We start from the raw sequence: 24099 nt of genomic DNA, 5'->3' as shown, positions 1-24099 counted from the left end.
CCGGGCGGCCTGAGTGACCCTGCCGCTTTCCGCCGGCGAGGGCTACTATCGCGCTGGAACGCTTGTCCAACGCGACCCGCACTTCTACGAGAAGCGGGTCACGCATCCGCGGGCACGTTCAACGACTAAGAGAGGGTAGTGATGACTGCATCAGAAGGCGCGAATTATGCACCTGCTCCTATGCCGCAGCCGGTAGTCGGGCCAGGCGAATTCGTGTTCGCGGCGGTGTGTCTGGACCACGGCCACATCTACGGAATGAGCGAGGGGTTGATCGGCGCCGGGGCCACGCTCAAATGGGTCTTTGACCCCGATCAATCCAAGGTTGAGGCCTTCCGGCAAAAGTTTCCCCAAGTCAGGGCTGCTTCCAGCGAAGCGGAGGTGCTCGCGGATCCCGAGGTGCGGTTGGTGGCCGGTGCGGCGGTACCCTCCGAACGGGCGGATCTGGGTCTCCGGGTGATGGCCGCCGGCAAAGACTATTTCACCGACAAAACGCCACTGACCACCCTCGAACAACTTGAGGCCGTCCGTGCGGCTTGTGCCCGCACCGGCCGCAAGTATGCGGTGTATTACTCTGAACGGATTCACGTTGAGGCCGCGGTTCTGGCCGGACAATTAATTGAGCGCGGCGCCATCGGCAAGGTGCTTGAAGTAATCGGCCTCGGACCACACCGCATCGGCGGCTTGGATACGCGTCCGGACTGGTTCTACGAACGCGAAAAGTTCGGCGGCATTCTCTGCGACATTGGTAGCCACAACTTCGAACAGATGCTCTATTTCACCGGGGCTTCACACGCGGACGTTGTCAGCGCCTCCGTAGCAAATTATGCGCATCCAGAGCACCCGGAGTTCGAGGACTTTGGGAATGCTCAAATCGTGATGGACAACGGCACCACCGGGTTCGTGCGGGTCGACTGGTTCACGCCCGATGGCCTGCGCACGTGGGGCGATGGCCGAACCATCATTCTCGGCACGGACGGCTACATCGAACTCCGGAAGTACATCAACATCGGCACCGACGAGGGCGGCGGCCACGTGTTCCTGGTCAACCACGAGGGCGAACAGCACATCAATGCAACCGGCCGCGTGGGCTACCCGTTTTTCGGGGCTTTTGTCCGCGACTGCCTGGACCGCACGGAAAACGCCATGACGCAGGAGCACGCCCTCAAAGCAGCAGAAATCAGTGTGAAGGCGCAGTTGGCGGCAAGAGTTCTAACGCCCGCCAGGTGACGCCCAGGGCCGGCTCCGGCTGAGTTGCGCCCGCAGCAAGGACTCCTCCCGGGGTCCAATCGGCAAAGTGACCATTCGCTGTCCATCTTCTGACGGGAAATTAGTCAGATTGACCAGTGACCATTGCGTCCGTTGCGCCAACTGCAGGGTTCCTGTTGAAATGGTGGCAACAAGGGGAAAGGCTACCGCCGGACCCGCAGGCTAGGGACCCTCCGGCACACCACCCGGCACCCCGAAACACCGTCCCGCAAGGACGCAGCCGCTGAATGACTCTTGTTCACAGCATTGTCTTTCCGCACCCGCCGGCGTCGCCATTGAGGGCGGCCGGCATCACCATAAGAGCCCCTGAGCCACCGAACGCGTTGCGGTAGCTGAGGGGCTCTTGTGCTGCCTGGGTTGTGCTCAGAGAGGCTGAATCCACACGGCGACATAGTCGTACTCATCTTGAACGACGGCCGTCCATTCGAGCTCCACCGTATCGCCGGCTTCGAGGGACCGGTAGCCGCCCGATTGCTGGATGACCGAGAAATGTCCGAAACATTTCTTCCCGTCAGGAAGAACAAGTTCCCCCCAGCCTTCCTCGGCTTTCCAGAAGGAAACCGTCGCCGTGACTCGGGCTGAGCTCAACGTTGGTCCTTTCTTTGGAAACTAAACGTATGTAATTCCATAATTAAAGTCCCACGTGACCGGGACCCAGTGCCCCGGGCCTGTGCCCTGGTCATGCAGGCACGCCCGGCGGCGCATAGTCTTGTGCCATGACTTCCGCTGGCCGCTTTGCCCCGAGCCCCTCTGGCGAACTCCACGTGGGCAACCTGCGCACTGCCATGCTCGCTTGGCTCTTCGCGCGTTCCATGGGACGACAGTTCCTGCTGCGTGTCGAGGACCTCGACCGCGCCCGCGCCGGTGCCGAGGCAGTGCAGCTCCGGGACCTGGAAGCCGTCGGCGTGACATGGGACGGCGCCGTCGTTCGCCAGACGGCCCGTTCCGCGCTGTACGGCGCCGCGATCGAACGGCTCACCAAGGCCGGACTGACGTATGAATGCTTCTGCACCCGGCGCGAGATCCAGGACGCGCCGTCTGCCCCGCACTCGCCGCAAGGCGCGTACCCGGGGACGTGCAGGAACCTTTCGACGGCGGAGCTTGAGATCCGCCGGGCTTCCCGACCGGCCGCCATCCGGCTCCGCTCCGAAACTGCTGAATGGACCGTGGAGGACAGGCTTCATGGCTCATACACGGGCGTCGTGGATGACTTCGTGCTCCGACGGAACGATGGCGTCACTGCCTATAACTTGGCCGTGGTGGTGGATGACGCGGAGCAGGGCGTGGACCAAGTGGTCCGTGGAGACGATCTCCTGTCCTCCACGCCCCGCCAAGCCTATTTGGCTTCCTTGCTGGGGTTGCCCATTCCGGAATACGCCCATGTCCCTTTGGTGCTGAATCGCTACGGCGCCCGCCTGGCCAAGCGCGACGGTGCAGTGACGCTGGGGGAACTTGCCGCGGTCGGGCTGGCCGCCGGAGAGGTGCGGGACGTGATCCTGCAATCGCTCGGCTTGCCGGCCGGCGAGCTTGGCGAGGCCTTGGGTAGCTTTGATCCGGCCCGCTTGCCACGCGGGCCATGGATATGGAATGGCATTCAGCAACCGACCCTCCGGAAAGGGGCCTAAGTGCTCGCCTATGTGCTGACCCGCTACGGCGGCGCCGACGCAATGGAACTGCAAAACGTCCCCAAACCGATTGCCGGTCCTGGCGAGGTCTTGGTCAGGGTTTTTGCGGCGGGACTCAATCCTGTGGACTACAAACAGCGTGAAGGCGCGGTCCGGGTGATCACCCGGCCAAGGCTGCCATTGGTGGCCGGAAGCGAACTGGCCGGGATCGTGGAAGCTGTAGGCCCTGGTGTTACCCGCTTTGCCACAGGGGACCGCGTTTTTGCCCGCGTAGACAAGGCCAGGCTGGGTGCCTTTGCGGAACATGCCGCGGTCCACGAGGATCTCGTTGCGCTCATGCCAAGGTCGCTCAGCTACACCGAGGCCGCGAGCCTTCCCTTGGCAGGCCTGACCGCGTTGCAGGCACTGCGCGACGAGCTGGAGGTCAAGCCGGGGACCAAGTTGTTCATCTCCGGAGGTGCGGGCGGAGTAGGAACCCTTGCCATCCAGTTGGCCAAATACTTTGGCGCAGAGGTGACCACCACCGCGTCTCCCCGCGGGGAAGAGCTGGTGCGGCGGCTCGGGGCCGACGCCGTCGTCGACTACACGAAGGAAAAGCTGACAGAAGTGCTCAGCGGCTTCGACGCCGCCTTGGACCTGGTGGGCGGCGAGACGCTGGACCAGACGTTCAAGATCCTCAAGCCCGGCTCGAAAGTGGTCAGCATCGCCGGGATGCCTGAACCGCAGACGGCCTTGAAGGACCTTGACGCTCCGGTCTGGATGACCGCACTGTTCTGGGCTGCAAGCTTCGGTATCCGGAGCCGCGCCAGGGAAGCGAACGTCAAATACCGTTATCTTTTCATGCATCCCAGCGGCGAGGACCTCAAATTCCTCTCGCGCCTGGTTTCCGAGGAGAAACTGAAAGCCGTTGTGGACAGCAGCTATCCGCTCGAAAAGATCGGCGACGCTTTCGCTGCGCTGGAGCAGGGGCGCGCCAAGGGCAAGATCGTGGTGACAATGGACGCCCGCGGCTAGGCTGTCCGGGTGGATGCACAGACGATTGCCCCTGGATTCGAACCGGTCGCTGAACTCTTTGGCCGTTTCCTCAGTGAAGATCCGGAATATTCGGCCCAGCTCGCGGCTTACCACCGGGGCGTCAAGGTATTGGATGTAAGCGGCGGCCCGCACCGGCGCCCGGACTCCGTCACCGGGGTCTTCTCCTGCTCCAAGGGAGTCTCCGGACTGGTCATCGCTCTGCTGGTCCAAGATGGCTTCCTGGACCTCGATGCGGAAGTGGTCAAGTACTGGCCCGAATTCGGCGCGGAAGGGAAAGCCACCGTCACCGTGGCCCAGCTGCTCTCCCACCAAGCCGGGCTTTTGGGAATCGAAGGCGGACTCACCCTCGAGGAATACAACAACTCCGAGCTGGCCGCCGCCAAGCTCGCGCAGATGCGGCCGCTCTGGAAGCCCGGGACTGCCTTCGGGTACCACGCCCTGACCATCGGCGTCTTCATGGAGGAGCTTTGCCGACGGATCGCCGGGTCCACGCTCCAGGAAATCTACGAACAACGCATCCGCTCGGTCACGGGCGCCCACTTTTTCCTGGGCCTGCCTGAGTCCGAGGAGCCCCGCTACGCCACCCTCCGGTGGGCCGCAGACCCCTCCCAGCCGTGGATCGATCCAGCCAGCCATTTCGGTCTTTCGGCTAATTCTGGAGTGGGGGACATCCTTGACCTGCCCAATATCCGCGAGGTGCGCGCGGCTGGCCTGAGTTCGGTCGCCGGTGTCGCCAGCGCCGAAGGCATGGCCCGCGTCTACGCCGCGGCACTCACTGGGCTTGCCGCCGACGGCGACCGACCCTCCGTCGCGCCCCTCCTCAGCGAAGAGACCATCCAGGCCGTCACGGCCGAGCAGGTGTTCGGCATCGACCGCGTGTTTGGCGAAACCAGCTGCTTTGGGACAGTGTTCATGAAATCGCATGCCCGCTCGCCTTACGGCAGCTACCGTGCGTTCGGGCACGACGGCGCCAGCGCATCTTTGGGGTTCGCCGACCCTGTGTATGAACTCGCCTTCGGGTACGTGCCGCAGCAGGCGGAACCGGGCGGTGCCGGATGCCGCAACCTCGAGTTGAGCGCCGCCGTGCGGAAGGCAGTCACCGAACTGGCCCCGGCGGATAAAGAGTGACCGAATCGGGATTCAAGGTTGAAACGTCGTGGTCCTGCATATCGCGCAGGACCACGACGCGACCTTGATCGTCTGCAATATTGTGAATATTGTGGTACCGCCACGAGCCGGCGCCACATTGACCGGCGACGGTTGGTCCGTCGGCAGCCCTGTCCCGGCGCCCGCGTGGCGGAATGCGGTTTGTGCTTATACGCGCGATCTTCCACGAAGGAAGTGGAAGATCAGGACGATTACGGCAATAACCAAAAGCAGGTGAATGAACCCGCCACCGATGTTGCCGATAAACCCGAGAAGCCAGAGAACCGCAATAATGATGGCTATCCAAAGCAACATGAGAATCTCCCTTTTGTCTGCGGATGGAATTGTTGTTTCTGCGCCCCGCCGCTCTGCGACCTGCGCAGATACCGTGTGGTGCCCTCACCTTATGTCACTATTGGGTTCCTGTTAACGGCTTCTCAATAAGCGATAGTTGAATTTCGTTTTGCTGGTTGCACTACCCGCTCATCAGCCTTCGCCGATGCCTGAGCTCCTTGACCCAGTCCCTTGTCTGCAGCGGTCCAAATGGTGAGGCGCCGGCGTCGAGCTCTGCGATAAGCGGGCCCGAGGCCTTGAGCGCGAGTTCCACGACTCCCTCCGCTGCCCGCTCAGTCAGCCCGAGTTTCGCGGCCCAGGCAAGGAAGTGTTTCCGGGAGATTCCGCTTTTCTTGCCGCCGATGCCAAGCGCCAGGGTCTTGTCCCCGTAGACCACTGTGGAGGGGATGTCGTAGACCGGGGCTATCGTGTATTCGCCTTGCGGTGACTGCACCATGGACACGTTCTTGGCATGGAGGTCGCCGTTGCCGCTGAGCCAAGCGAACGCCAGCTGAATGGCCAGGTTCCGCAACGCCGGCAGGGGTGCGGAACAGTGCTCCGCCAAAGCCGCGCAAACCTCGCCGAACGGCACGCTGTACTTGTCCGCCGGGTAGAGTCCCAGCACTTGGGCTCCGTCCTCGACGGCGAGGCGAAGCGCAGTGCCATCGGCCCCGGTGAGGCGATCGAAACGCTCCACCAGCAGCCCGGCCCGCCCTCCGACGTCGTGCACCAACTGCACGGTACTCACCGGGATCCGGAGCCGGCGAGCATAACGGAACATCAGGAATTCGTTTTCCACGACGAACGGGAATTCCGGGGCATTGAGTTTGAGGATGAAGCGCTTACCCGCTTGCGCCACGGGGAGCGAAATCATCCCGGCCGATAATTTGTCCTGCACGCCCGCCAACGCCACCGGATCGATGAGGCCCGAATCGCCGAGCAAAGCATCGAAATCGAGCGGCAGTTTCGAATCAAGCACGACGGCGGAGCCTCCCTCCGTGGGCGACTCGCCGTGCGGGACCGTCTGGACATCGCCCACGGCGTCCCCGCCGGCCCCCATGAGGAGGGCGAGTTCGTCGTCGGCGCTGGCCTTGACCGCACGGCGCAGGGAGTTCAGGCGGCGGCCTTCCGGGAGGAGGCCCGTGAAGTAGGGAGGAACGGCGCCGCTCGGGGTGAACACCGCTTCGGTTGTCAGCGGGAGCGTCGTGGCGACGGCCGGACGGCCCGATTCGAGGTACCGCGGCAAGTAGCTGAACTTGGTGCCGCCTTCATGGCGCTCGATGCGCGCGGCCAGGATGCCCTGCTTGTACACGTCGGCGATGCGGTGGAATGTCATGACCGGCTGTTTGCCTTGCCCGCGCCCTGCACCGTGAGCTCAAGACCCAGCGTCCCAAGCACGGCGAGGAGGGGTTCCAATTGGACCGTGGTCTTCCCCTGCTCCACGAAACGCACGAACCGCTCCGAGACGCCCGCGAGGTCGGCGAGGTCCGACTGGCTCAGGCTAAGGGATCCGCGGCGCGCGCGAACCGTGGCGCCCAGCGACTCGGTGAATTCCTTGGGGGACATGTCCATCCTTCCGGGTCTTTTGTGGGCAAGCACGCAGACCTACCCGGTACGTTCGTGCCGGTTTCTTCATTTTCCGCTTCTCTGGGAGGTGAATCAAGGCTCGGTCAGAGCATATCGGTACGTTCGTTCCGGTGGACTCCCGGCCGACATCGTGGGTGCGGGCCGTTAGCTGCGCTCCGGCACGCCGATTTGGGGCCACACCCACGAATTCGGCTAGCCGCGGACAGTCGCGGGGTTCCGCTTGGCCCACCACAGCAGGCCGATGTAGCTCAGGTCGAAGATGCTGCACAGGAGGCCGATGCCGAGGATGAACAGCGAGTTTTGGAGAACCCCGAAGCTGATGGTCGGCGCTAGGGTACCGATCCATTTCGCCACGGCGATCACCATGGATTGGCCGCGCAGTCCGCGCCGGGCCGCGAACATGGCAATGAACAGGCCGGACATGAGGAGATTCTGCAGGAAAGCCGCGTACCTTGAGGCGGGATCCCAATCGAACTCGGCGATGAAGAGCCATTGCACGATGAAGGACGCAATGAGCAGGAGAACCGACCATCCAACGAACAGCGGGCGCGTGACAAAGCCGGGAAGCTCCCGCCTGCCGAAACGAAGGAAGGTGTACACGATCACCATGTCCGCCAGTGCCCAGGCAATGTTGATGACGCCCTGCACGGAGAGCCTCGTGCTGAGCGAGTGGAGAGCGTAAATGACTTCCCACGCGATGTTCAGGCCCAGGGCCGCCGCAGGGATTGCGTAGCTCTTGTCACGGAAGCCGACCAGGATCGCGCAGACGTAGACGGTGGTCCAGGCTACTCCACTCAGGATTGTCAGGAACAGGTTCAAGGTTCTTCCCCGCGTTGGCTTCCTACACCCGGCCCAGCACGTCGATGTCCTCGAGGAAGTCCTGGTGGACCTCCTCGCTGACTGTCGTTCGGGTATCGGCGATGGCGTCGAGATAGTCCTGCGTGACGGGCCCCTTCCGGGCGTTCGACGCCGGTGCCGCGCCCGGAAAGGAAGCGTCGACAGTTTCCGCTGGATAAACTGCTTTTTCCAAAGCACGCTGGGAGGCACTGCGCGCCGCGTATTCAATGTCCGCGGGTGAGAAGCCCTCCGTCCGCGAGACCAGCAAGTCCACATCCACGGAGTCCACCACGCTGGCCGGGATGAAGCGCTGCCACATGGCCTCGCGGGCGTGGACGTCGGGCAGGCCGATCGGGATGACGTAGTCGAAGCGGCCGTGCCGCAGGAACGCCGAATCCAGGGCGCGGATGAAGTTCGTCGCGCACACCAGCAGGCGGCCGGGCTGTTCACGGAACGCGGGGATGATCTTGAGGAGCTCGTTCGTGACGCCCTGCAACGGCGACGGCGGCTCGCCCGACCGCTGGGCGGCGATCTCTTCCACCTCGTCGATGAAGACCACCGCATGCTCCAACTCGGCGATTTCCAGGAACGTCTCGCGCAGCGCGCCCGCCAAGCCTTTGGGATCGGCGGCCAGGCGTGAAGGGAAGACCTCCACGAACGGCCACTCAAGCCGGGAAGCGATCGCCTTCGCGAACGTCGTCTTCCCGGTGCCCGGCGGGCCGAAGAGCACGACGGCGCGCGGCGGCACCACGCCGTACTCGTCGGCGAGGTCCGCCTGAGCCAGCGGCAGGACCAGCCGGCGTTCCAGCAGCTCCTTTTCGCGGCGCATGCCGGCAACGTTTTCCCACAAGTCGCGGGCGAGGATGCGCCCTCCGAGCTGGCTCAGCGGCTCAAGCTCCTGGCGCTGCACCGGGATGGTCCGCTCGAAGTAGTGCAGGTTTTGCTTGAGCAGGAAGCCCCGGCCCAGGAATGCTTCGACCCGGGTCTCGGATTCGGGCATGAGCGCCGAGAGCTTGTTCAGGCCGTGCGGCGTCATCCGGTTCTCGACGGCGGCCAGCAGCGAAGTGCCGATCCCACGGCCCCGGAATTCGGGCAGGGTGGCCAGGAAGACGATCCAGCCTTGGTCATGGGCAGCACGTCCGACGGCGGCACCCACCACCTGCTCGCCCTGCACCGCTACCACGGCGTGGTCCTTCTCGCATGACGCCAGGACCTCGGAGAGCGCATAGACCGGCTCCACGTTGTCCGCTTTGAGCGACTCCCACAGGTGCAGGATCCCGTCCATGTCGGACGAATGGAAGTCCCTGATACGCCAGTTGCTCATGCCCTGCTCCTAGGTGGATCGCCATCGAATGCCTGGTGTTGAGCATAGGCGAACCGGTGGCGGAGCGGGGTTGCAGGGGCGTTGCGTTACGTGCCTACCCCACCGGCCGCAGCCGCAAGCCTTGCATGCCGCCGTCGATCGCCAGGGACGTGCCCGACGTCGAACCGGACAGCGGGCTCGCGAGGTAGGCGACGGCGCCGGCCACCTCCGCGGCGTCCACCAAGCGGCCGTGTGGCTGGCGGGCGTTGAGCGCGGCGCGTTCTGCAGCCGGGTCCGCGGCGGATTCAAGCAGCCTGCCCACCCACGGGGTGTCCACGGTGCCCGGGTTGACGCAATTGACCCGGATCCCTTCGCGGACATGATCGGCCGCCATGGCAAGCGTCAGGGACAACACCGCGCCTTTCGACGCCGAATACAATGCCCGCTGCGGCAGCCCCGCGGTCGCGGCGATGGAGCAGGTGTTGACGATTGCGGCCGCCGGCGACTCCCGCAAGTACGGCAGGGCGGCGCGGCTGACGCGGGCGATGCCCACAACGTTGATGTCCAGCACGCGGTGCCATTCGTCGTCGTCGTTCGCCGCGACGTCCCCTTGGGCGCCGATCCCCGCATTGTTGACCACCACATCGAGGCGGCCAAACTTCCGGGCGACGGCGTCGACGGCGGCACGCACCGAGGCGTCGTCGGCCACGTTGCATTCGACGCCGAAATGTGGCGTGCCGGATGGGTTGAGGTCCAGCACGGCAACCTTCGCGCCGCCGTCGGCAAGGCGGTCTGCGATGGCCGCGCCGATGCCGGACGCCCCGCCGGTGACGAGGGCGACGAGCCCCTCGAACTCCGCGCTCACCGGACGGCCTTGTCCGTGGCTGCCGCGGCGAGCGAACCCGTGCGGGCCCGGTGGAACTCCTGCTGCTGCCGGCCGAGGCCGTCCACTTCTAGCTCAACCACGTCGCCCGGCTGTATATACGGGAACCGGCCCGAGAGTGCCACGCCTTCCGGAGTACCCGTGAGGATGACATCGCCGGGTTCCAGGACCATGAACTGGCTGACGTGGTGGACGATGGTGCGGACGTCGAAGATCATGTCCGAGGTATTGGAAGATTGGCGGATTTCGCCGTTCACCCAAGTCCGCAGGCCGAGGTTGCCGGCGTCGAGTTGGTCCGCCGGAACCAGCCACGGGCCCAGGGGAGTGGACTGCGGCAGGGACTTGCCCTTGGTCCATTGGCCCGCCGCGCCGGGTATTTGGTAGTCGCGCTCAGAGAGATCGTTGGCGACGACGTAGCCCGCGATGCACTCCGCCGCCTCGTCCATGCCGGAAAGGTATGACGCTTCGCGGCCGATGACGATTCCGAGTTCCACCTCCCAGTCGTACTTTTCCGACGACGGCGGGATGGGTGCGGCGTCGAACGGGCCGCTGACCGTGTTGCTCGGCTTCAGGAACACCACCGGTGATTCAGGTGGCGTGGCACCGGACTCCGCCGCGTGCGCGGCGTAGTTGAGGCCGATGCAGATCACCGATCCGGGGCGGGCGATGGGCGAACCGATCCGGAGCCCCTCGGCTGAAATCTCGGGCAAATTGCCTGCTTTGAGGGCTTCTTGGGCGCGCGCGATGCCGTCCGTGGCGAGGAACTCTCCGTTGATGTCCTTCGTCAGCGGTTCAAGGCTGAAGTATTTTTCGGTGCCGTTGGCGTCTTGGGCGATGACGACCGGCTTTTCATGTCCGGCAGTGCCCAGCCGGGCGAATTTCATGTTCATGTATTCCTCCGTGCTCTGGCTAACATCCGAGCTCTAGTGTGCTGCTGCTCTCCATAATACGGAAATGTGACCCATTGACAATGCAGACATCCGATGTTTACGCTCAACCCAGCAAACGAGCTGCTGTAACGCAAGGAGCACAATGAGCGTCATCACCGCGGTGGACACTTTCGACATCCGCTTTCCCACCTCGCAGGACCTGGACGGATCGGATGCGATGAATCCGGATCCCGACTATTCGGCGGCGTACTTGGTGATCCGCACGGATGCCAACGACGGCCACGAGGGCCACGGTTTTGTCTTCACGATCGGTCGTGGCAACGAAGTGGAGACCACTGCGATCAAGGCCTTGCGCCCTTTCATCCTCGGCCGCGACGTCGAAGGGCTCCTTAGCGACATGGGCGGCACTTGGAAAGTCCTGGCCCACGATTCACAACTCCGCTGGCTTGGCCCTGAAAAGGGCGTCATGCACATGGCGATCGGCGCCGTCGTCAATGCCCTCTGGGACCTCAAGAGCAAGCGGGCCGGGCTCCCTTTGTGGGAGCTGCTCTCCAGGATGAGCCCGGAAGAGATCGTGTCGCTCGTCGACTTCCGGTACCTCAGCGACGCGCTCACTCCGGAGGACGCGCTCGGAATATTGCGTGCGTCCGAACCCGGTCGCGCCGCCCGCACGGCAGCGCTCCTCGCGGACGGCTACCCCGCATACACGACGACGCCGGGATGGCTCGGTTACAGCGACGACAAACTGGTGCGCCTGGCCAAGGAAGCGGTCGCGGACGGTTTCGGGCAGATCAAGCTCAAGGTGGGTGCCTCCCTTGAGGACGATATCCGTCGCGTCCGAGCGGCCCGCGATGCCGTGGGGCCGGACATCAAGATCGCCGTGGACGCGAACCAGCGTTGGGACGTGCAGGAGGCCATCGACTGGATGTCGCACCTGGCTCCCTACGACATCGCGTGGATCGAGGAACCCACCAGTCCGGACGATGTCCTGGGCCACGCCGCGATCGCCCGGGGCGTCGCTCCAATTCCCGTGGCCACCGGTGAGCACGTCCAAAACCGGGTGATGTTCAAGCAGATGCTGCAGGCCGGTTCACTCCAGGTCCTGCAACTGGACGCCGCGAGGGTGGCCGGCGTGAACGAGAACATCGCCATCCTCCTCCTCGCCGCGAAGTTCGGCGTCCGGGTCTGCCCGCATGCCGGCGGGGTTGGCCTGTGCGAGGCCGTCCAGCACTTGTCGATGTTCGATTTCGTGGCCGTTTCCGGCGACAAGAATGGCAGGATGATCGAATTCGTCGACCACCTGCACGAGCACTTCGCCACCCCGGTGGACGTCCACGATGGCTGCTACTGGCCGCCGTCCGCGCCAGGGGCCGGAAACGAAATGCTTGGTAACACGCTGGCCGATTACAGCTTTCCCGGTGGCCCTGCCTGGGCCACGGTGTCCCATCCGTCCGCTCCGCATCACTAACTCGTCGTATTAGCCCAATTCCCTACTGAAAGCACGTGGTGAAAGATATGCGCAAAGAAGCGTTGGTGGCTGGTGCCTTGGCACTCGGCCTGGTTGGACTCACCGGCTGCGGGGGCAGCTCTTCCGGCAGTACTTCCGATGGCAAGACCGCCATGACCTGGGCCATGTGGGTCGGTGGCACGGAAGACCAGAAAAACTGGGAGAAGGTTGCCGACGAGGTCAGCAACACCCTGGGTGACGTGAAGATCACCTTGCAGGGTTCCACTTTCCAGGACTACTTCACCAAGATGAGCACGCAGCTCAGCTCGAACACGGCACCCTGCCTGGTGGCCGTCCAGAGCCTGCGGACGGCGCAGCTCAAGGACGGCATGCTGCCCCTCGACGACCTGGTCAAGAAGAACAACCTGGACCTGGGCGCCTTCGATCCGTCCATGATCAAGGGACTCAGCGCCGACAACAATCTCTATGCGCTTCCCTACGACGTCGGCCCGGTCATGATGTTCTACAACAAGGACATGTTCGACGCCGCAGGCGTGCCGGTACCGAAGGCGGGCTGGACAAGCGATGAGTTCGTGGCCGCCGCGAAGAAGCTGAGCACCAACGGCAAGCACGCCATCGCACCCACCACGTCCGACCTCTTCATTGAATCGCAGATCATCGCCTACAACGGCGGACGCGTGCTCAAGGAAGACGGTACGATCGACGCCGGCGATTCGACTTTTGCCCAGGGACTCCAGTGGGTCTCCGACCTGACGAATAAGGAAAAGGTCTCCCCGCAGTTGCCGGGAGGTGACGCATCATTCAGCTCCAACGAATTCCTCGCGGGCAACACCGCCATGAGCATCGACGGCCCGTGGTCTTTGCTGGACGTGAAGGCCAAAGCCAAGTTCAAGGTCGGCGTGACTACCCTCCCCGCGGGCCAGGGCGGTGGCAAGACCTTCAGCGCCGGTTCCGGCTGGGGAATCTCCAAGCAATGCGCCACCCCCGACAAAGCCTTTGCCGCCCTCAAGGAAATGACCGGCGAGAAGGTCCTGGGGGAGCTCGCGTCAGCAGGACGTGCGCTCGCCGCGCGTACGGCACAGCAGGCCAAGTGGATTGACAACGCCGGAATACCGGGAGTGGCCGAAACCCTCAAGACCGCCGAAGCCACGGCAGTGCCCATGCCAAGCAACACCAACAGCGACCAGTTGGGCCAGCTCTTCAATCAGTACCTCGTCAAATCCATCAACGGACAGCAGAACGCAGCCGATGTCATGAAAGACATTGCGGCCCAGCTGCCCCGATGATCAGTGTGGTGCATGCCCGGCAGTTCCTGACCAACCGCCGGGCAGGCCCGCACTCTTCGCAAAGGAATGAGAAATGACATTACTCAAGTCCGCCAAGCCGGCTCTTGCTGAAGCGGCGGCAGGCGCCGGCACCGCCGTCGGGAAGGCAAAAGCCGAACCGGACGCCCAACTCGGCCGACGGACCATGTGGGGACCCGCTTTTGCCCTGCCGCACGGGCTCGGCCTGGCGTTCTTCACGCTGTTGCCGATCGTTGTTTCCCTTGTGATCAGCCTCTTCAATTGGCCACTCCTGGGAACCCCGAAATTCCTCGGCTTCGAAAATTACCTGCGGCTTTTCAACGATCCCATTTTTGGCCAGGTGGTCCGGAACACCGTCCTGTTCGTCATCCTGTACGTCCCGCTCAACCTGGTTGTCTCACTGGGGCTCGCCGCGTGGCTGACTCCCCGGATCAAGGGCCGGCACATCTTCCGGGTCATCTTCTTCATTCCGTCGATCACCCCGGTGGTGGCAAACGTCGTGGTCTGGCGGATGCTGTACCAACCCGGGGGCTTTATCGACGGTACCCTGCAAAGCGCAACCGGCGTCTCTGCGCCGAACTTCCTCGGAGACGAACACTGGGCAATGATGGCCATCGTCGTGATGAGCGTGTGGCAAGGATTCGGCTACAACATGCTGGTGTTCTCGGCAGCCTTGGATGCTGTCCCGGAGAACCTCACCGAGGCGGCAGCGATCGACGGCGCCAACGCCTGGACCATCTTTTGGCGGATCAAGCTCAAGCTCATTTCGCCGTCGATCTTCTTCGGCACCATGATGACCCTCATAACCTCCTTCCAGGTTTTCGCGCAGCCGTTCATCCTCACCAAGGGCGGGCCCGGCTCAGCCACCTCCACCATCGTCCTGTACATCTACAACCAGGGCTTCCAATTCCACCAGCTCGGCCTCGCGTCGGCGGCGGCCTGGATCCTGTTCGTCATCATCCTGGGCGTGACGGCCGTCCAGTTCCTCGGACAAAGGAAGTGGGTCCACTACGATGCTTGAGACGACGAGCCGGGCACGTCCCGTTGCCGGGGCACGTCCTGTAACACGCAAACCAGCCAAGATCAGGCCCGCTATCGGCTATGTGATCCTTTGCCTTATCGCGCTGCTCTTCCTGTCCCCCTTGATCTACATGTTCGCGACCTCCCTCAAGCCGCCCGCTGAGATCTTCAGTGTTCCGCCGAAGCTGATCGGCTCGGAATTCCGGTGGCAGAACTACCAGGAGGCCTTGAATTACATGCCATTCCTGAAGTTCATGGGCAACGGCTTGCTCGTCTCGGCCGCAGGAACAGCGCTGACCCTGGCGGTTTCGGCATTTTCCGGCTACGCGTTCTCAAGGCAGCGCTGGCGGGGACGGAACCTGGTATTCATGGTGTTCCTCGCAACCCTCATGATTCCCCAGGAGGTCCTGATCGTCCCGATGTTCGTGATGATGCAGAAAGTCGGCTGGGTGAACACCTTCCAGTCGCTCATCGTGCCCTGGGCCTTCACCGCATTCGGTGCCTTTCTCTTGCGGCAGTTCTTCCTGGGCGTGCCGCAGGAGCTCGACGACGCCGCACGGGTCGACGGCGCAGGAACCCTGCGGACCTTCCTCCTGGTCATGCTTCCGCTGGCCAGGCCCACCATGGCGGTACTGGCCGTCTTCAGTTTCATCAGCTACTGGAACTCATTCCTGTGGCCCTTGGTAGTGATCAACGACGTCAACAACCTCGGAACCATCCCGCTGGGGCTGCAGATGTTCTTCGGCCAGCAGGGCAACCAGTGGCACCTCGTCATGGCCGCCTCGGTAATTTCGATGGCGCCGACCCTTCTGTTGCTGATCCTGCTGCAGAAGCACCTCGTCAAAGGCATCGTCACGAGCGGCCTCGGCGGACGCTAGTACCAACCACGCAAAGACACCAACAACAAACTGCAGAATAACTTTGAAGGAGCAGCTACTGATGATCGCGCAAGCACCTTGGTTCACGGAGTCCCGGTTCGGCATGTTCGTCCACTGGGGACTTTACGCCCTGCCGGCACGGCACGAATGGGTCATGAACCGGGAACGCATCCCTGCCGAGGAATATGAGAAGTACTTCCAGCATTTCAATCCGGATCTCTACGATCCGCGCGAGTGGGCCCGTGCCGCCAAGGACGCGGGAATGAAGTACGTCGTGCTGACCACGAAGCACCACGAGGGTTTCTGCCTGTGGGATTCCGCGCTGACCGACTACAAGTCCACCAAGACGCCGTGCGGCCAGGACCTGGTGGCCCAGTACGTCGACGCGTTGCGGGAATTCGGCCTGAAAGTCGGTTTCTACCACTCACTCATTGATTGGCACCACCCTGACTTCACCATCGACGGTTTCCACCCCGAACGCGAGAACCCCGACGCCGCGAAGCTCAACGAGGGCCGCGACATGGCCCGGTACCGCGAATACCTGCATGGCCAGGTCCGGGAGCTGCTGAGCAACTACGGCACCATCGACTACCTCTTCTTCGATTTCTCCTACACCAGCCAAGACCACAAGGACATCTGGGGCGGGAAAGGCCGCGAGGCGTGGGGCTCGGTGGAACTGCTGAAGATGGTCCGGGAACTGCAGCCGGGCATCATCGTCAACGACCGCCTGGACATCTCCGGAGACTTCGCCACCCCTGAGCAATACCAGCCCTCAGGGCCGATGGTGGTGGACGGCGTCGAAGTGCCCTGGGAAGCATGCCAGACGCTGAACGGAAGCTGGGGCTATGACCGGGACAACCTCGACTACAAGTCCGTGGACCTCCTAGTGCGGATGCTCGTTGACGGCGTGTCCAAGGATGGAAACCTGCTCCTGAACGTGGGCCCCACGGCCCGCGGCAATTTCGACCCCCGGGCCGTGGAGTCCTTGCGTGGCATCGGGGACTGGATGAAACTGCACTCCCGGGCCATCTATGGTGCGGGGCCGGCTTCCTGGACCGCGCCCGCAGATGCCCGGTACACGCGCCGGGGAGACCGCCTCTACTTGCACCTGTTTGCTTGGCCGTTCGAATACGTCCACCTGCCCGATCTCGCGGGCAAGGTCGAATACGCCCAACTCCTCAACGATGCCTCGGAAGTCGCCATGCTGGAGCTTTCGCCGGACCGCGAAGCGATCAACACGGCCCAGGGCGGACAGCCGGCAGGCACACTGTCCCTGAAACTGCCCGTGCAGCGCCCGGACGTGGCAGTTCCCGTCGTCGAGCTCTTCCTGAAGCCCGGGGTGTAGCGTGGCCGAAACCATCGCCCTCCACACCCGGCTCAAGCAGGGTGCGGAACAGGAGTACGCGGATGCCCACGCCAGCATCCCCGCGGAGCTTGTCGCGGCCCTGAACGATGCTGGCGTCGCCAATTGGCGGATCTGGCGCAGCGGCCAGGAGCTCTTCCACCTGGTCGAGGTGGAGGACTACCAGGCCATGCGGCGCGCGCTCGCGGACCACCCGGCGAATGTCCCCTGGCAGGCCCGCATGGCGGAGCTCCTGGAAGTCCAGGACGACTATTCGGGTAACGACTCGGGCATCCCGCTCGTGTGGGAGCTGGCATGAGCGGCACGGTGGCGGGCTTCCCGGGGGCCGGGCAGCTGGGCAAGCTCGGCTTTGGGGCGGCCGGCATCGGCAATCTGTACCGTGCCATGCCGGACGCCCAAGCCACCGCCACCGTCAACGCGGCGTGGGACTCCGGGGTCCGCTACTTCGACACCGCTCCGCACTACGGCCTCGGATTGTCTGAGCGCAGGTTGGGTGCCGTGCTCAGGGAAAAGCCCCGCGATGAGTTCACGGTGTCCACCAAGGTGGGCAGGCTCTTGGTGCCGCATCCTGCCGGGGCCGATGCCACGGACGATGAAGGCTTCGACGTGCCGGCAACGAGCAAGCGCCAATGGGACTTCTCCGAATCAGGGATCCGCCGAAGCATCGAGGAATCGCTCGAACGCCTCGGCCTGGACCACGTGGACATCGCCTACCTGCACGATCCGGATGTCCACGACCTGGCCAAGGGAATCCGCGAAGCGCTGCCGGCACTGGAGAAGCTCCGTGCGGAGGGCGTGGTGAATGCCATCGGCGTCGGGACGAACTCGGCGGAGGCCGCGCTTGAATGCGTCGAGGCGGCAGACCTGGACCTCGTGATGCTCGCCGGGCGTTACACCCTGCTTGAGCAGCCCGAGGTTCCGCTCCTGGACCGCTGCGTCTCCCGCCGCACCGGCGTGGTCAATGTCGGCGTGTTCAATTCGGGCCTGCTGGCGCGGCCCGAGGTCCCCGAGGACGCGCACTACAACTATGCCCGCGCGCCGAGGGCGCTCGTGGAACGCGCGCGGGCGCTCGCCGGCGTGTGCCGTGACTTCGGGGTGGAGCTCCCGACGGCGGCACTCCAGTTCAGCTTGCGGCATCCGGCCGTGGTGAACGTGACAGCGGGGGCCAGCAGCCCGGAGCAGATCGCCGACAACGCCGCGCGGATGAAGGAGCCTGTGCCGGAGGAGTTGTGGGCGGCCTTGGCGGGAGTGCCGGGGTGATTGATTCGCACCTGCACTTGTGGGACCTCGGGCCGGGTGCCGGCGGCGGGATGGGGCCCGACGGCGGCGGGCCGTGTGCCGCCGTCGGGCACCTCACTGGCGGACCGCGACCGTACGCGTGGCTCGGGCCCCAACACGGCGGGCTGTTCCGCAGCTACGGCGAGGAAGAGGCCCGGGAAACCTTGGAAGCGGCCGGCGTCGAAGGGGTTGTGCTTGTCCAAGCCGACGACACCGTTGCGGACACCGAGTCCATGCTCGCTGTCGCGGACCGCGATCCCTGGGCGCTCGGCGTCGTCGGCTGGATCCCGCTCGAGAAGCCCGCCCACGCTGAGAAGGAACTGCAGCGGTTCCTCCTGAGCCCCGCGTTTGTCGGCGTCCGCCACCTGATCCATGACGATCCCCGGGACAACTTCCTCGAGTTGCCCGCAGTCCGGGATTCCTTGCGGATGGTGGCTCGGTACGGCCTGGTGTTCGATGTCCCCGATGCCTTTCCAAGGCACCTTGGGCATGCCGTCAGGCTGGCCCGCGCGCTACCGGAGCTGACCGTCGTCCTGGACCACCTCGGGAAGCCTCCATTGGCCGACGCGGCCGCGATGGATGTGTGGCGTTCCCAATTCCGCGCCTTGGCCGAACTGCCCAACACAGTGGCCAAGGTATCGGGCCTGCATCTGCCCGGCGTTCCGTACACAGCCGCGGGCCTGCGTCCGCTCTGGGACGAGGCGCTGGAGGCCTTCGGTCCGGGACGGCTCATGATCGGCGGGGATTGGCCCGTCAGTACATTGGGTGCGCCGTACGGACGTACCCTGGAGGTGCTGCTGGAGCTCGTGGCTGAACTGAGCACGGCGGAGCGCGAAGACTTCCTCGAGCACACGGCGGCGCGGACGTACGGTCTTTCGCGCGAGCTGGCAGAAAATACCCCCAAATTTCGATTTTGAGGGAATTACCTGCCAGTTCGCGCTGACGCGACAAGCCTAGAGCGCCTGGCGCAACCAGCTCTCAACGCCGCTGATGTGGACGGTGACGAGTGCCCGGACCAGCTCGGCGTCGCCGCGTTCCAGCGCATCGGCGATGGCCTTGTGTTCGGCGAGGGTGTGCGCAACCGCTTTTTCCTGCGTCAAGCCGCGCCAGATGCGGGCTCGGACGGTGCTGCTGGAGAGGGCCTCAAGGAGGCCTGCGAGATAGTCATTGCCGGCGGCCTGGGTGATGATGCCATGGAATTCGAGGTCGTGGGCAACGAGCTCCTCGACGTCGGTGTTTTCGTCGATTCCGTCCATCGTTGCGCGCAAGGCCGTCAGGGACATCGGAGTGATCTTGCCCGTTGCCATGAAGGCGGTGGCTGGCTCCAGGATTCGTCGGACCTCAAAGAGTTCCAGGATGGAGCGGTCCTGGTGCAGGTCCACCACGAACGCCACGGCTTCGTTGAGCAGCTTGGCGTCGAGGCTCGTCACGTAGGTGCCGTCGCCTCGCCGGACATCCAGCACCCGGATCAGCTCGAGGGCTTTGACGGCTTCACGCAGGGAGCTTCTGGATAGCCCGAGCCGTTCGCTCAGTTCCTTCTCGGGCGGGAGGCGGTCCCCGGCTTTGAGTTCGCCGCGGATCAGCATGTCCTTGATCTTGCCGATCGCTTCATCTGTGACAGCCATGGCAACATCCTAGCGGCGAATGATCGGATGTCTGGGGTGGGGCGGGCAGAACCGCCGCAACGCGCGACGGCGGCACCTGAGGTTCCGCGCGAACGGAACCGCAGGTGCCGCCGTCGGGCACTTAGCACTTGAAGGCTTAGATCCTGTCTTCCGAACCGGCAACCGGGAGGTTGGCGATGACGGGAGAACTGCCCGTGAAGCCGTCGCGGGCTGCGGCGAGCTCGTGGATCTGCTTGCGGCACGCGTACCAACCGGCCACGATGAGCGCGCAGGCGATCGCCGTGACGAGCATCGTGAGCGGAGAGTCGATGAACACCATCACGAGCACTCCCACAAGGAACAGCAACGAGAGGTAACCCGTGTACGGAGCGCCGAACATCCGGAAGGACGGGCGCTTCAGCCAGCCCTTGTCCGCCCAGCGCTTGAGCTGGATCTGGCACAGGACGATCGTGGCCCAGGTGACGATGATACCCACGGAAGCGACGTTGAGGACGATCTCGAACGCATCGGACGGAACGAGGTAGTTCAGCGGGACGCCGAGCAGGGACACTCCGGCCGTGATGGCGATGCCGCCGTAGGGAACGCCGGCTTTGTTCATGCGCTGGGCGAACTTCGGGGCGGAGCCGGCCACGGACATCGAGCGCAGGATGCGGCCCGTCGAGTACAGGCCGGCGTTCAGGGAGGACAGCGCCGCGGTGAGGACCACGAGGTTCATGATCACGTCCACGCCCTGGATGCCGATGTGTCCGAAGAACGTGACGAACGGGCTGACACCCTTGACATAGGAGGTGTACGGGAGCAGCAGTGCCAGCAAGATTACAGAGCCGACGTAGAACACCGCGATGCGGAAAACCACGGAGTTGATGGCCTTGGGCATGATCTTCTCGGGGTTCTCCGTTTCGCCGGCGGCCGTGCCCACGAGCTCGATCGAAGCGTAGGCGAAGAGCACACCCTGCATGAGGATGATCATGGGCAGGATGCCGTTGGGGAAGATGCCGCCGTGGTCCGTGAGGAGGCTGAATCCGACTTCCTGGCCCGGTACCGGCGTACCGAAGATGACGAAGTAGGTTCCGACGAACAGGAAGGCCACCAGCGCGGCCACCTTGATGAGCGCGAAGTAGAACTCCATCTCGCCGAAGACCTTGACCGAGACCAGGTTCAGTCCAAGCACCACGAGAAGTGCGATCAATGCCCAGGCCCATTGCGGGACGACACCGATCCACGGGACGTATTTGCCGAAGAAGTTCATGTACAGGGCCGCGGCGGTGGTGTCCACAATGGTGGTGGTGGCCCAGTTGATCCAGTAGAACCAGCCCGAGACAAACGCAGCCTTCTCGCCGAAGAACTCGCGGGCATAGGAGACGAAGGAACCGGACGAGGGGCGGTGCAGCACGAGTTCGCCGAGGGCGCGCAGGATCAGGAAGGCAAAGAAGCCACAGACCGCGTACGCGATGACGAGGGAGGGGCCCGCGGCGTTGAGGCGGCCGCCGGCACCCAGGAACAGACCGGTGCCGATGGCGCCACCGATCGCGATCATCTGGATCTGACGCGGCTTCAGGCTCTTGTGATAGCCCTTGTCCTCGGCGTGGAGGAGCTTTTCAGTGGCGTGCGCCTGTGGCGGGACTGTGTGGTCCGTGATGGGTGCATTGGTCATGGGAATCCTTAGGGGGTGTCCTGTTGGGGGGGGTCCGGATCTCGCCGTCCGGTCGGTCTGTCCGGCTTGTTCGTCCGGGAATTCAGGTCCGACGGCGGCGGGCGGGTGCCGTAGCCGTCGGACGTTCTGCACGGCTCAGCTTAGTTGCTGAGGTTGGCCAGGCGTTCGGGGCGGAGGAGCTCGTCGAGCTGCTCCGAGGTCAGTAAGCCGTGTTCGAGAACGAGCTCGGCGACGCCCTTGCCGCTTGCCAGCGCTTCCTGGGCGATGGCAGTGGCGGAGGCGTAGCCGATGTGCGGATTGAGTGCCGTGACGAGCCCGATCGACTGCTCTACCGTGAGGCGCAGGCGTTCGGTGTTCGCGGTGATGCCCCGGATGCAGCGCGACGTGAGTGTACGGCACGCGGCTTCCAGGTGGGAGATGCTCTTGTGGAGGCTGTGAACGATAATCGGCTCGAAGGCGTTCAGCTGGAGCTGTCCCGCTTCGGCTGCCATGGTGACGGTGACATCGTTGCCGATGACTTCGTAGGCCACTTGGCTGACCACTTCCGGGATCACCGGATTGATCTTGCCTGGCATGATGGACGAGCCCGACTGCACAGCCGGGAGGTTGATCTCGCCCAGTCCCGCACGCGGTCCGGAGGACAGCAAGCGGAGGTCATTGCAAATCTTGGAAAGCTTGACGGCGACCCGCTTGAGCACGCCCGAGAGGTGGACGAACGCGCCCACGTCCTGGGTGGCCTCGATGAGGTCCACCGAGGTGACCAGCGGCAGGCCGGTGATCTCGGCCAGGTGCCTGCAGGCTGCCGCGGCGTATCCAACGGGGGCGTTCAGGCCGGTCCCGATGGCGGTGGCGCCAAGGTTGATCTCGTGGATGAGTAGCTGGGACTCGGCAAGTCGCGCCCGGTCTTCGCCCACGGTCACGGCGTAGCCGCTGAATTCCTGGCCGAGTGTCATGGGTACGGCGTCCTGCAACTGCGTGCGGCCCATTTTGACCACCGTGCGGAATTCCCCGCCCTTCTCCGCGAAGGCGACCTGGAGTTCCTGAAGCGCTGCGAGGAGGCCCTGGACCGAGAAAATGGTGGCCAGGTTGACCGCGGTGGGGTAGACGTCGTTGGTGGACTGGCTCAGGTTGACGTGGTCGTTCGGGTGCAGCTTGGCGTAGTCGCCCTTGGGGTGGCCAAGGATTTCAAGGGCCCGGTTGGCGATGACCTCGTTGGCGTTCATGTTGGAGCTGGTCCCGGCCCCGCCTTGGATGACGTCCACCATGAACTGCTCGTGGAGCTTGCCGTCCAGGATTTCCTGGCAGGCCTGCTCAATGGCGTCTGCGCGTTCGTCGTCCAACAGACCGAGTTCGCGGTTGGTGCGGGCGGCAGCGAGCTTGACTGCGGCGAGGCCTTTGACGAGGTTGGCGTTGCTCGACAAGGGCTGCCCCGTGATGGGGAAGTTCTCGATGGCGCGCAGCGTATGCACGCCCCAGTAGGCATCTGCGGGAACGTCGCGGTCACCGAGGAGATCGTGTTCCGAGCGGAACCCTGGAATTGTCGTGGAGTGCACGGCAGATGTCATTGCTGTCCTTTTGGTTTCTGTACTTGTTGGCTGCATCAGTTGGATGCGAGGAAGTTCGCGGCACGCAGCACGCCAACACGGTGGCCGCCGCCCAACACCGGCGGGCTGGCGAGCGTGGCGAGCTGGCCGCCGTCGAGCCCCAGTGCTTCAAGAACGCGGACAGTGACGGGCATGCGGGCGCGGTCGCCGCCGTCGGAGATCTTGACGGCGACGCCGGTGCCGTTCCGCAGGCCGATGAGCTGGAGGCCTTCGAAGCCGTCCTTTGCGAGCAGTCCGGGAACCGTACGCATGATCGCCGTGACATCGCGACCCTCGCCGGCCACCATTTCGGGGAAGGCGCGCATGGCGTGGGCTACTTGGCCCTCCGCTTCCGCGCTGTCGGCCGCTGCCAAGCGGCCGTAGGCCCGGGCCATGCCGTGCAGGCTGTGGGCGAAGAGCGGGGTGCCGCACCCGTCCGTGCTGACGGCGGCGGCGTCTTCGCCAGTGAGTTCGGTGATGGTGTCCTTCACGAGCACCTGGAGGGGATGCTCGGGATGCAGGTAACCCTGGACGGGCCAGCCGTTGATGACGCAGGTGGCGGCCATGGACGCGTGCTTGCCGGAACAGTTCTGCGCGAGCTGTGTGGGTGTGCCCCCGGCGCGGAGCCATGCTTCGCGCTCGGAGGTGCCGTAGGGAAGGTCGCTGCTGTTTTCCAGCGCGCTTTTATCCAGGCCGTGCATTTCGAGGATCCGGGCGGCGCCGTCGAGGTGCATCGCGGCGCCCGAGTGGCTTGCGGCGGTGAGGGCGAGGAGGTTCTCCGGAAGCTTGAGTCCCGCGCGGACCATGGCGACCGCCTGGAGCGGTTTGAGGGAGGACCGCGGGTAGAACGCGGCGTCGGGCTCGCCCGCTTCGAGGAGCGTTTCGCCGTCCTGCCCGACGGCGATGAGGGAGCCGTAGTGGATGCTCTCGACCAGGCCGTCGCGGGTCTGTTCCGCGAGGGGGACGTGGTGCGGGGTGGTTACGGGCATAGCGTTGCGCGTTGCATGCGGGGTGGGCATGA

24 protein-coding genes are annotated in these 24099 nt (G+C 64.2%); 12 read left to right on the top strand and 12 right to left on the bottom strand.

From position 1 onward, the window contains the following. The first annotated feature begins 141 nt into the window (after positions 1-141). A complete protein-coding gene (locus tag J2S96_RS05505; protein ID WP_306861292.1) occupies positions 142-1227 on the top strand; it encodes a Gfo/Idh/MocA family protein in 1086 nt (361 codons plus the stop codon). Between the two features lie 402 nt (positions 1228-1629). Here the strand turns inward: J2S96_RS05505 and J2S96_RS05500 are convergent, their stop codons facing one another. Further along, positions 1630-1854: a hypothetical protein gene (locus J2S96_RS05500; protein ID WP_306860723.1), complete on the bottom strand. Its 225-nt coding sequence runs from the start codon at positions 1852-1854 to the stop codon at positions 1630-1632. A 128-nt stretch (positions 1855-1982) separates the two neighbouring features. On the opposite strand from J2S96_RS05500, the gene gluQRS reads away from it, so the two are divergent. The 3 genes from gluQRS to J2S96_RS05485 are packed head-to-tail and all read left to right on the top strand — an operon-like array spanning position 1983 to position 5054. Next, entirely contained in the window at positions 1983-2891 is a 909-nt protein-coding gene (gene gluQRS, locus J2S96_RS05495) for a tRNA glutamyl-Q(34) synthetase GluQRS (RefSeq protein WP_306860721.1), read from the top strand. Continuing rightward, positions 2892-3905, top strand: coding sequence for an NADP-dependent oxidoreductase (locus tag J2S96_RS05490; protein ID WP_306860719.1), 1014 nt, complete (start codon positions 2892-2894; stop codon positions 3903-3905). It begins immediately after the preceding gene. A gap of 9 nt (positions 3906-3914) precedes the next feature. After that, the gene (locus J2S96_RS05485; protein WP_306860717.1) at positions 3915-5054 is read left to right on the top strand and encodes a serine hydrolase domain-containing protein; all 1140 of its coding nucleotides are present in this window, start codon (positions 3915-3917) and stop codon (positions 5052-5054) included. Positions 5055-5240: 186 nt separating this feature from the next. On the opposite strand, the gene J2S96_RS05480 is transcribed toward J2S96_RS05485, so the two are convergent. The 7 genes from J2S96_RS05480 to J2S96_RS05450 all read right to left on the bottom strand — a co-directional run bounded on the left by J2S96_RS05480 (position 5241) and on the right by J2S96_RS05450 (position 10905). Continuing rightward, positions 5241-5387 carry a lmo0937 family membrane protein gene (locus J2S96_RS05480; protein WP_306860714.1) on the bottom strand — a complete coding sequence of 49 codons (147 nt, stop codon included), beginning with the start codon at positions 5385-5387 and terminating at the stop codon, positions 5241-5243. A 160-nt stretch (positions 5388-5547) separates the two neighbouring features. Then, positions 5548-6741 (bottom strand): type II toxin-antitoxin system HipA family toxin, encoded by a 1194-nt coding sequence (locus J2S96_RS05475; protein ID WP_306860712.1) that lies wholly within the window; start codon positions 6739-6741, stop codon positions 5548-5550. Continuing rightward, the gene (locus tag J2S96_RS05470; RefSeq protein ID WP_306860710.1) at positions 6738-6971 is read right to left on the bottom strand and encodes a helix-turn-helix transcriptional regulator; all 234 of its coding nucleotides are present in this window, start codon (positions 6969-6971) and stop codon (positions 6738-6740) included. The genes J2S96_RS05475 and J2S96_RS05470 overlap by 4 nt, the downstream gene beginning before the upstream one ends. A 213-nt stretch (positions 6972-7184) precedes the next feature. Next, on the bottom strand, positions 7185-7811 hold the full coding sequence (locus tag J2S96_RS05465; protein ID WP_306860708.1) for a transmembrane-type terpene cyclase: 627 nt from the start codon (positions 7809-7811) through the stop codon (positions 7185-7187). A gap of 22 nt (positions 7812-7833) precedes the next feature. Then, positions 7834-9153 (bottom strand): ATP-binding protein, encoded by a 1320-nt coding sequence (locus J2S96_RS05460; protein ID WP_306860706.1) that lies wholly within the window; start codon positions 9151-9153, stop codon positions 7834-7836. A gap of 94 nt (positions 9154-9247) precedes the next feature. Then, entirely contained in the window at positions 9248-9997 is a 750-nt protein-coding gene (locus tag J2S96_RS05455; protein ID WP_306860704.1) for an SDR family NAD(P)-dependent oxidoreductase, read from the bottom strand. After that, positions 9994-10905, bottom strand: coding sequence for a fumarylacetoacetate hydrolase family protein (locus J2S96_RS05450; protein ID WP_306860702.1), 912 nt, complete (start codon positions 10903-10905; stop codon positions 9994-9996). Before J2S96_RS05450 ends, J2S96_RS05455 begins: the two co-directional genes overlap by 4 nt. 142 nt (positions 10906-11047) lie before the next feature. Between J2S96_RS05450 and J2S96_RS05445 the strand changes: the two genes are divergently transcribed. The 8 genes from J2S96_RS05445 (at position 11048) to J2S96_RS05410 (ending at position 19133) form a co-directional block, all read left to right on the top strand. Then, positions 11048-12373, top strand: a complete 1326-nt coding sequence (locus tag J2S96_RS05445; RefSeq protein WP_306860700.1) for an L-fuconate dehydratase — start codon at positions 11048-11050, stop codon at positions 12371-12373. A 47-nt stretch (positions 12374-12420) separates the two neighbouring features. Further along, positions 12421-13659: an ABC transporter substrate-binding protein gene (locus J2S96_RS05440; protein ID WP_306860698.1), complete on the top strand. Its 1239-nt coding sequence runs from the start codon at positions 12421-12423 to the stop codon at positions 13657-13659. Positions 13660-13732: 73 nt separating this feature from the next. Further along, the gene (locus J2S96_RS05435; protein WP_306860696.1) at positions 13733-14698 is read left to right on the top strand and encodes a carbohydrate ABC transporter permease; all 966 of its coding nucleotides are present in this window, start codon (positions 13733-13735) and stop codon (positions 14696-14698) included. After that, on the top strand, positions 14691-15575 hold the full coding sequence (locus J2S96_RS05430) for a carbohydrate ABC transporter permease (protein WP_306860694.1): 885 nt from the start codon (positions 14691-14693) through the stop codon (positions 15573-15575). The genes J2S96_RS05435 and J2S96_RS05430 overlap by 8 nt, the downstream gene beginning before the upstream one ends. A 61-nt stretch (positions 15576-15636) precedes the next feature. Continuing rightward, positions 15637-16920: an alpha-L-fucosidase gene (locus tag J2S96_RS05425; protein WP_306860692.1), complete on the top strand. Its 1284-nt coding sequence runs from the start codon at positions 15637-15639 to the stop codon at positions 16918-16920. Between the two features lies 1 nt (position 16921). After that, positions 16922-17236 (top strand): L-rhamnose mutarotase, encoded by a 315-nt coding sequence (locus J2S96_RS05420; protein WP_306860689.1) that lies wholly within the window; start codon positions 16922-16924, stop codon positions 17234-17236. Continuing rightward, complete coding sequence (locus tag J2S96_RS05415) at positions 17233-18198, top strand: aldo/keto reductase (RefSeq protein ID WP_306860687.1); 966 nt, start codon at positions 17233-17235, stop codon at positions 18196-18198. Before J2S96_RS05420 ends, J2S96_RS05415 begins: the two co-directional genes overlap by 4 nt. Further along, a complete protein-coding gene (locus J2S96_RS05410; RefSeq protein ID WP_306860685.1) occupies positions 18195-19133 on the top strand; it encodes an amidohydrolase family protein in 939 nt (312 codons plus the stop codon). The genes J2S96_RS05415 and J2S96_RS05410 overlap by 4 nt, the downstream gene beginning before the upstream one ends. 36 nt (positions 19134-19169) lie before the next feature. Here the strand turns inward: J2S96_RS05410 and J2S96_RS05405 are convergent, their stop codons facing one another. The 4 genes from J2S96_RS05405 to J2S96_RS05390 form a co-directional block, all read right to left on the bottom strand. After that, entirely contained in the window at positions 19170-19841 is a 672-nt protein-coding gene (locus J2S96_RS05405) for a FadR/GntR family transcriptional regulator (protein ID WP_306860684.1), read from the bottom strand. A 136-nt stretch (positions 19842-19977) separates the two neighbouring features. Further along, positions 19978-21495 carry an amino acid permease gene (locus J2S96_RS05400; RefSeq protein ID WP_306860682.1) on the bottom strand — a complete coding sequence of 506 codons (1518 nt, stop codon included), beginning with the start codon at positions 21493-21495 and terminating at the stop codon, positions 19978-19980. A gap of 140 nt (positions 21496-21635) precedes the next feature. Next, a complete protein-coding gene (gene aspA / locus J2S96_RS05395; protein WP_306860680.1) occupies positions 21636-23060 on the bottom strand; it encodes an aspartate ammonia-lyase in 1425 nt (474 codons plus the stop codon). 35 nt (positions 23061-23095) lie between these two features. Then, on the bottom strand, positions 23096-24097 hold the full coding sequence (locus J2S96_RS05390; RefSeq protein ID WP_370873025.1) for an asparaginase: 1002 nt from the start codon (positions 24095-24097) through the stop codon (positions 23096-23098). Between the last annotated feature and the right edge of the window lie 2 nt (positions 24098-24099).

It is taken from the genome of Arthrobacter bambusae (assembly GCF_030812595.1).
GTDB lineage: Bacteria > Actinomycetota > Actinomycetes > Actinomycetales > Micrococcaceae > Arthrobacter > Arthrobacter bambusae_B.
The sequence above is the reverse complement of the archived record's forward strand: the minus strand, read 5'-3'. Positions and strand labels throughout refer to the sequence as shown.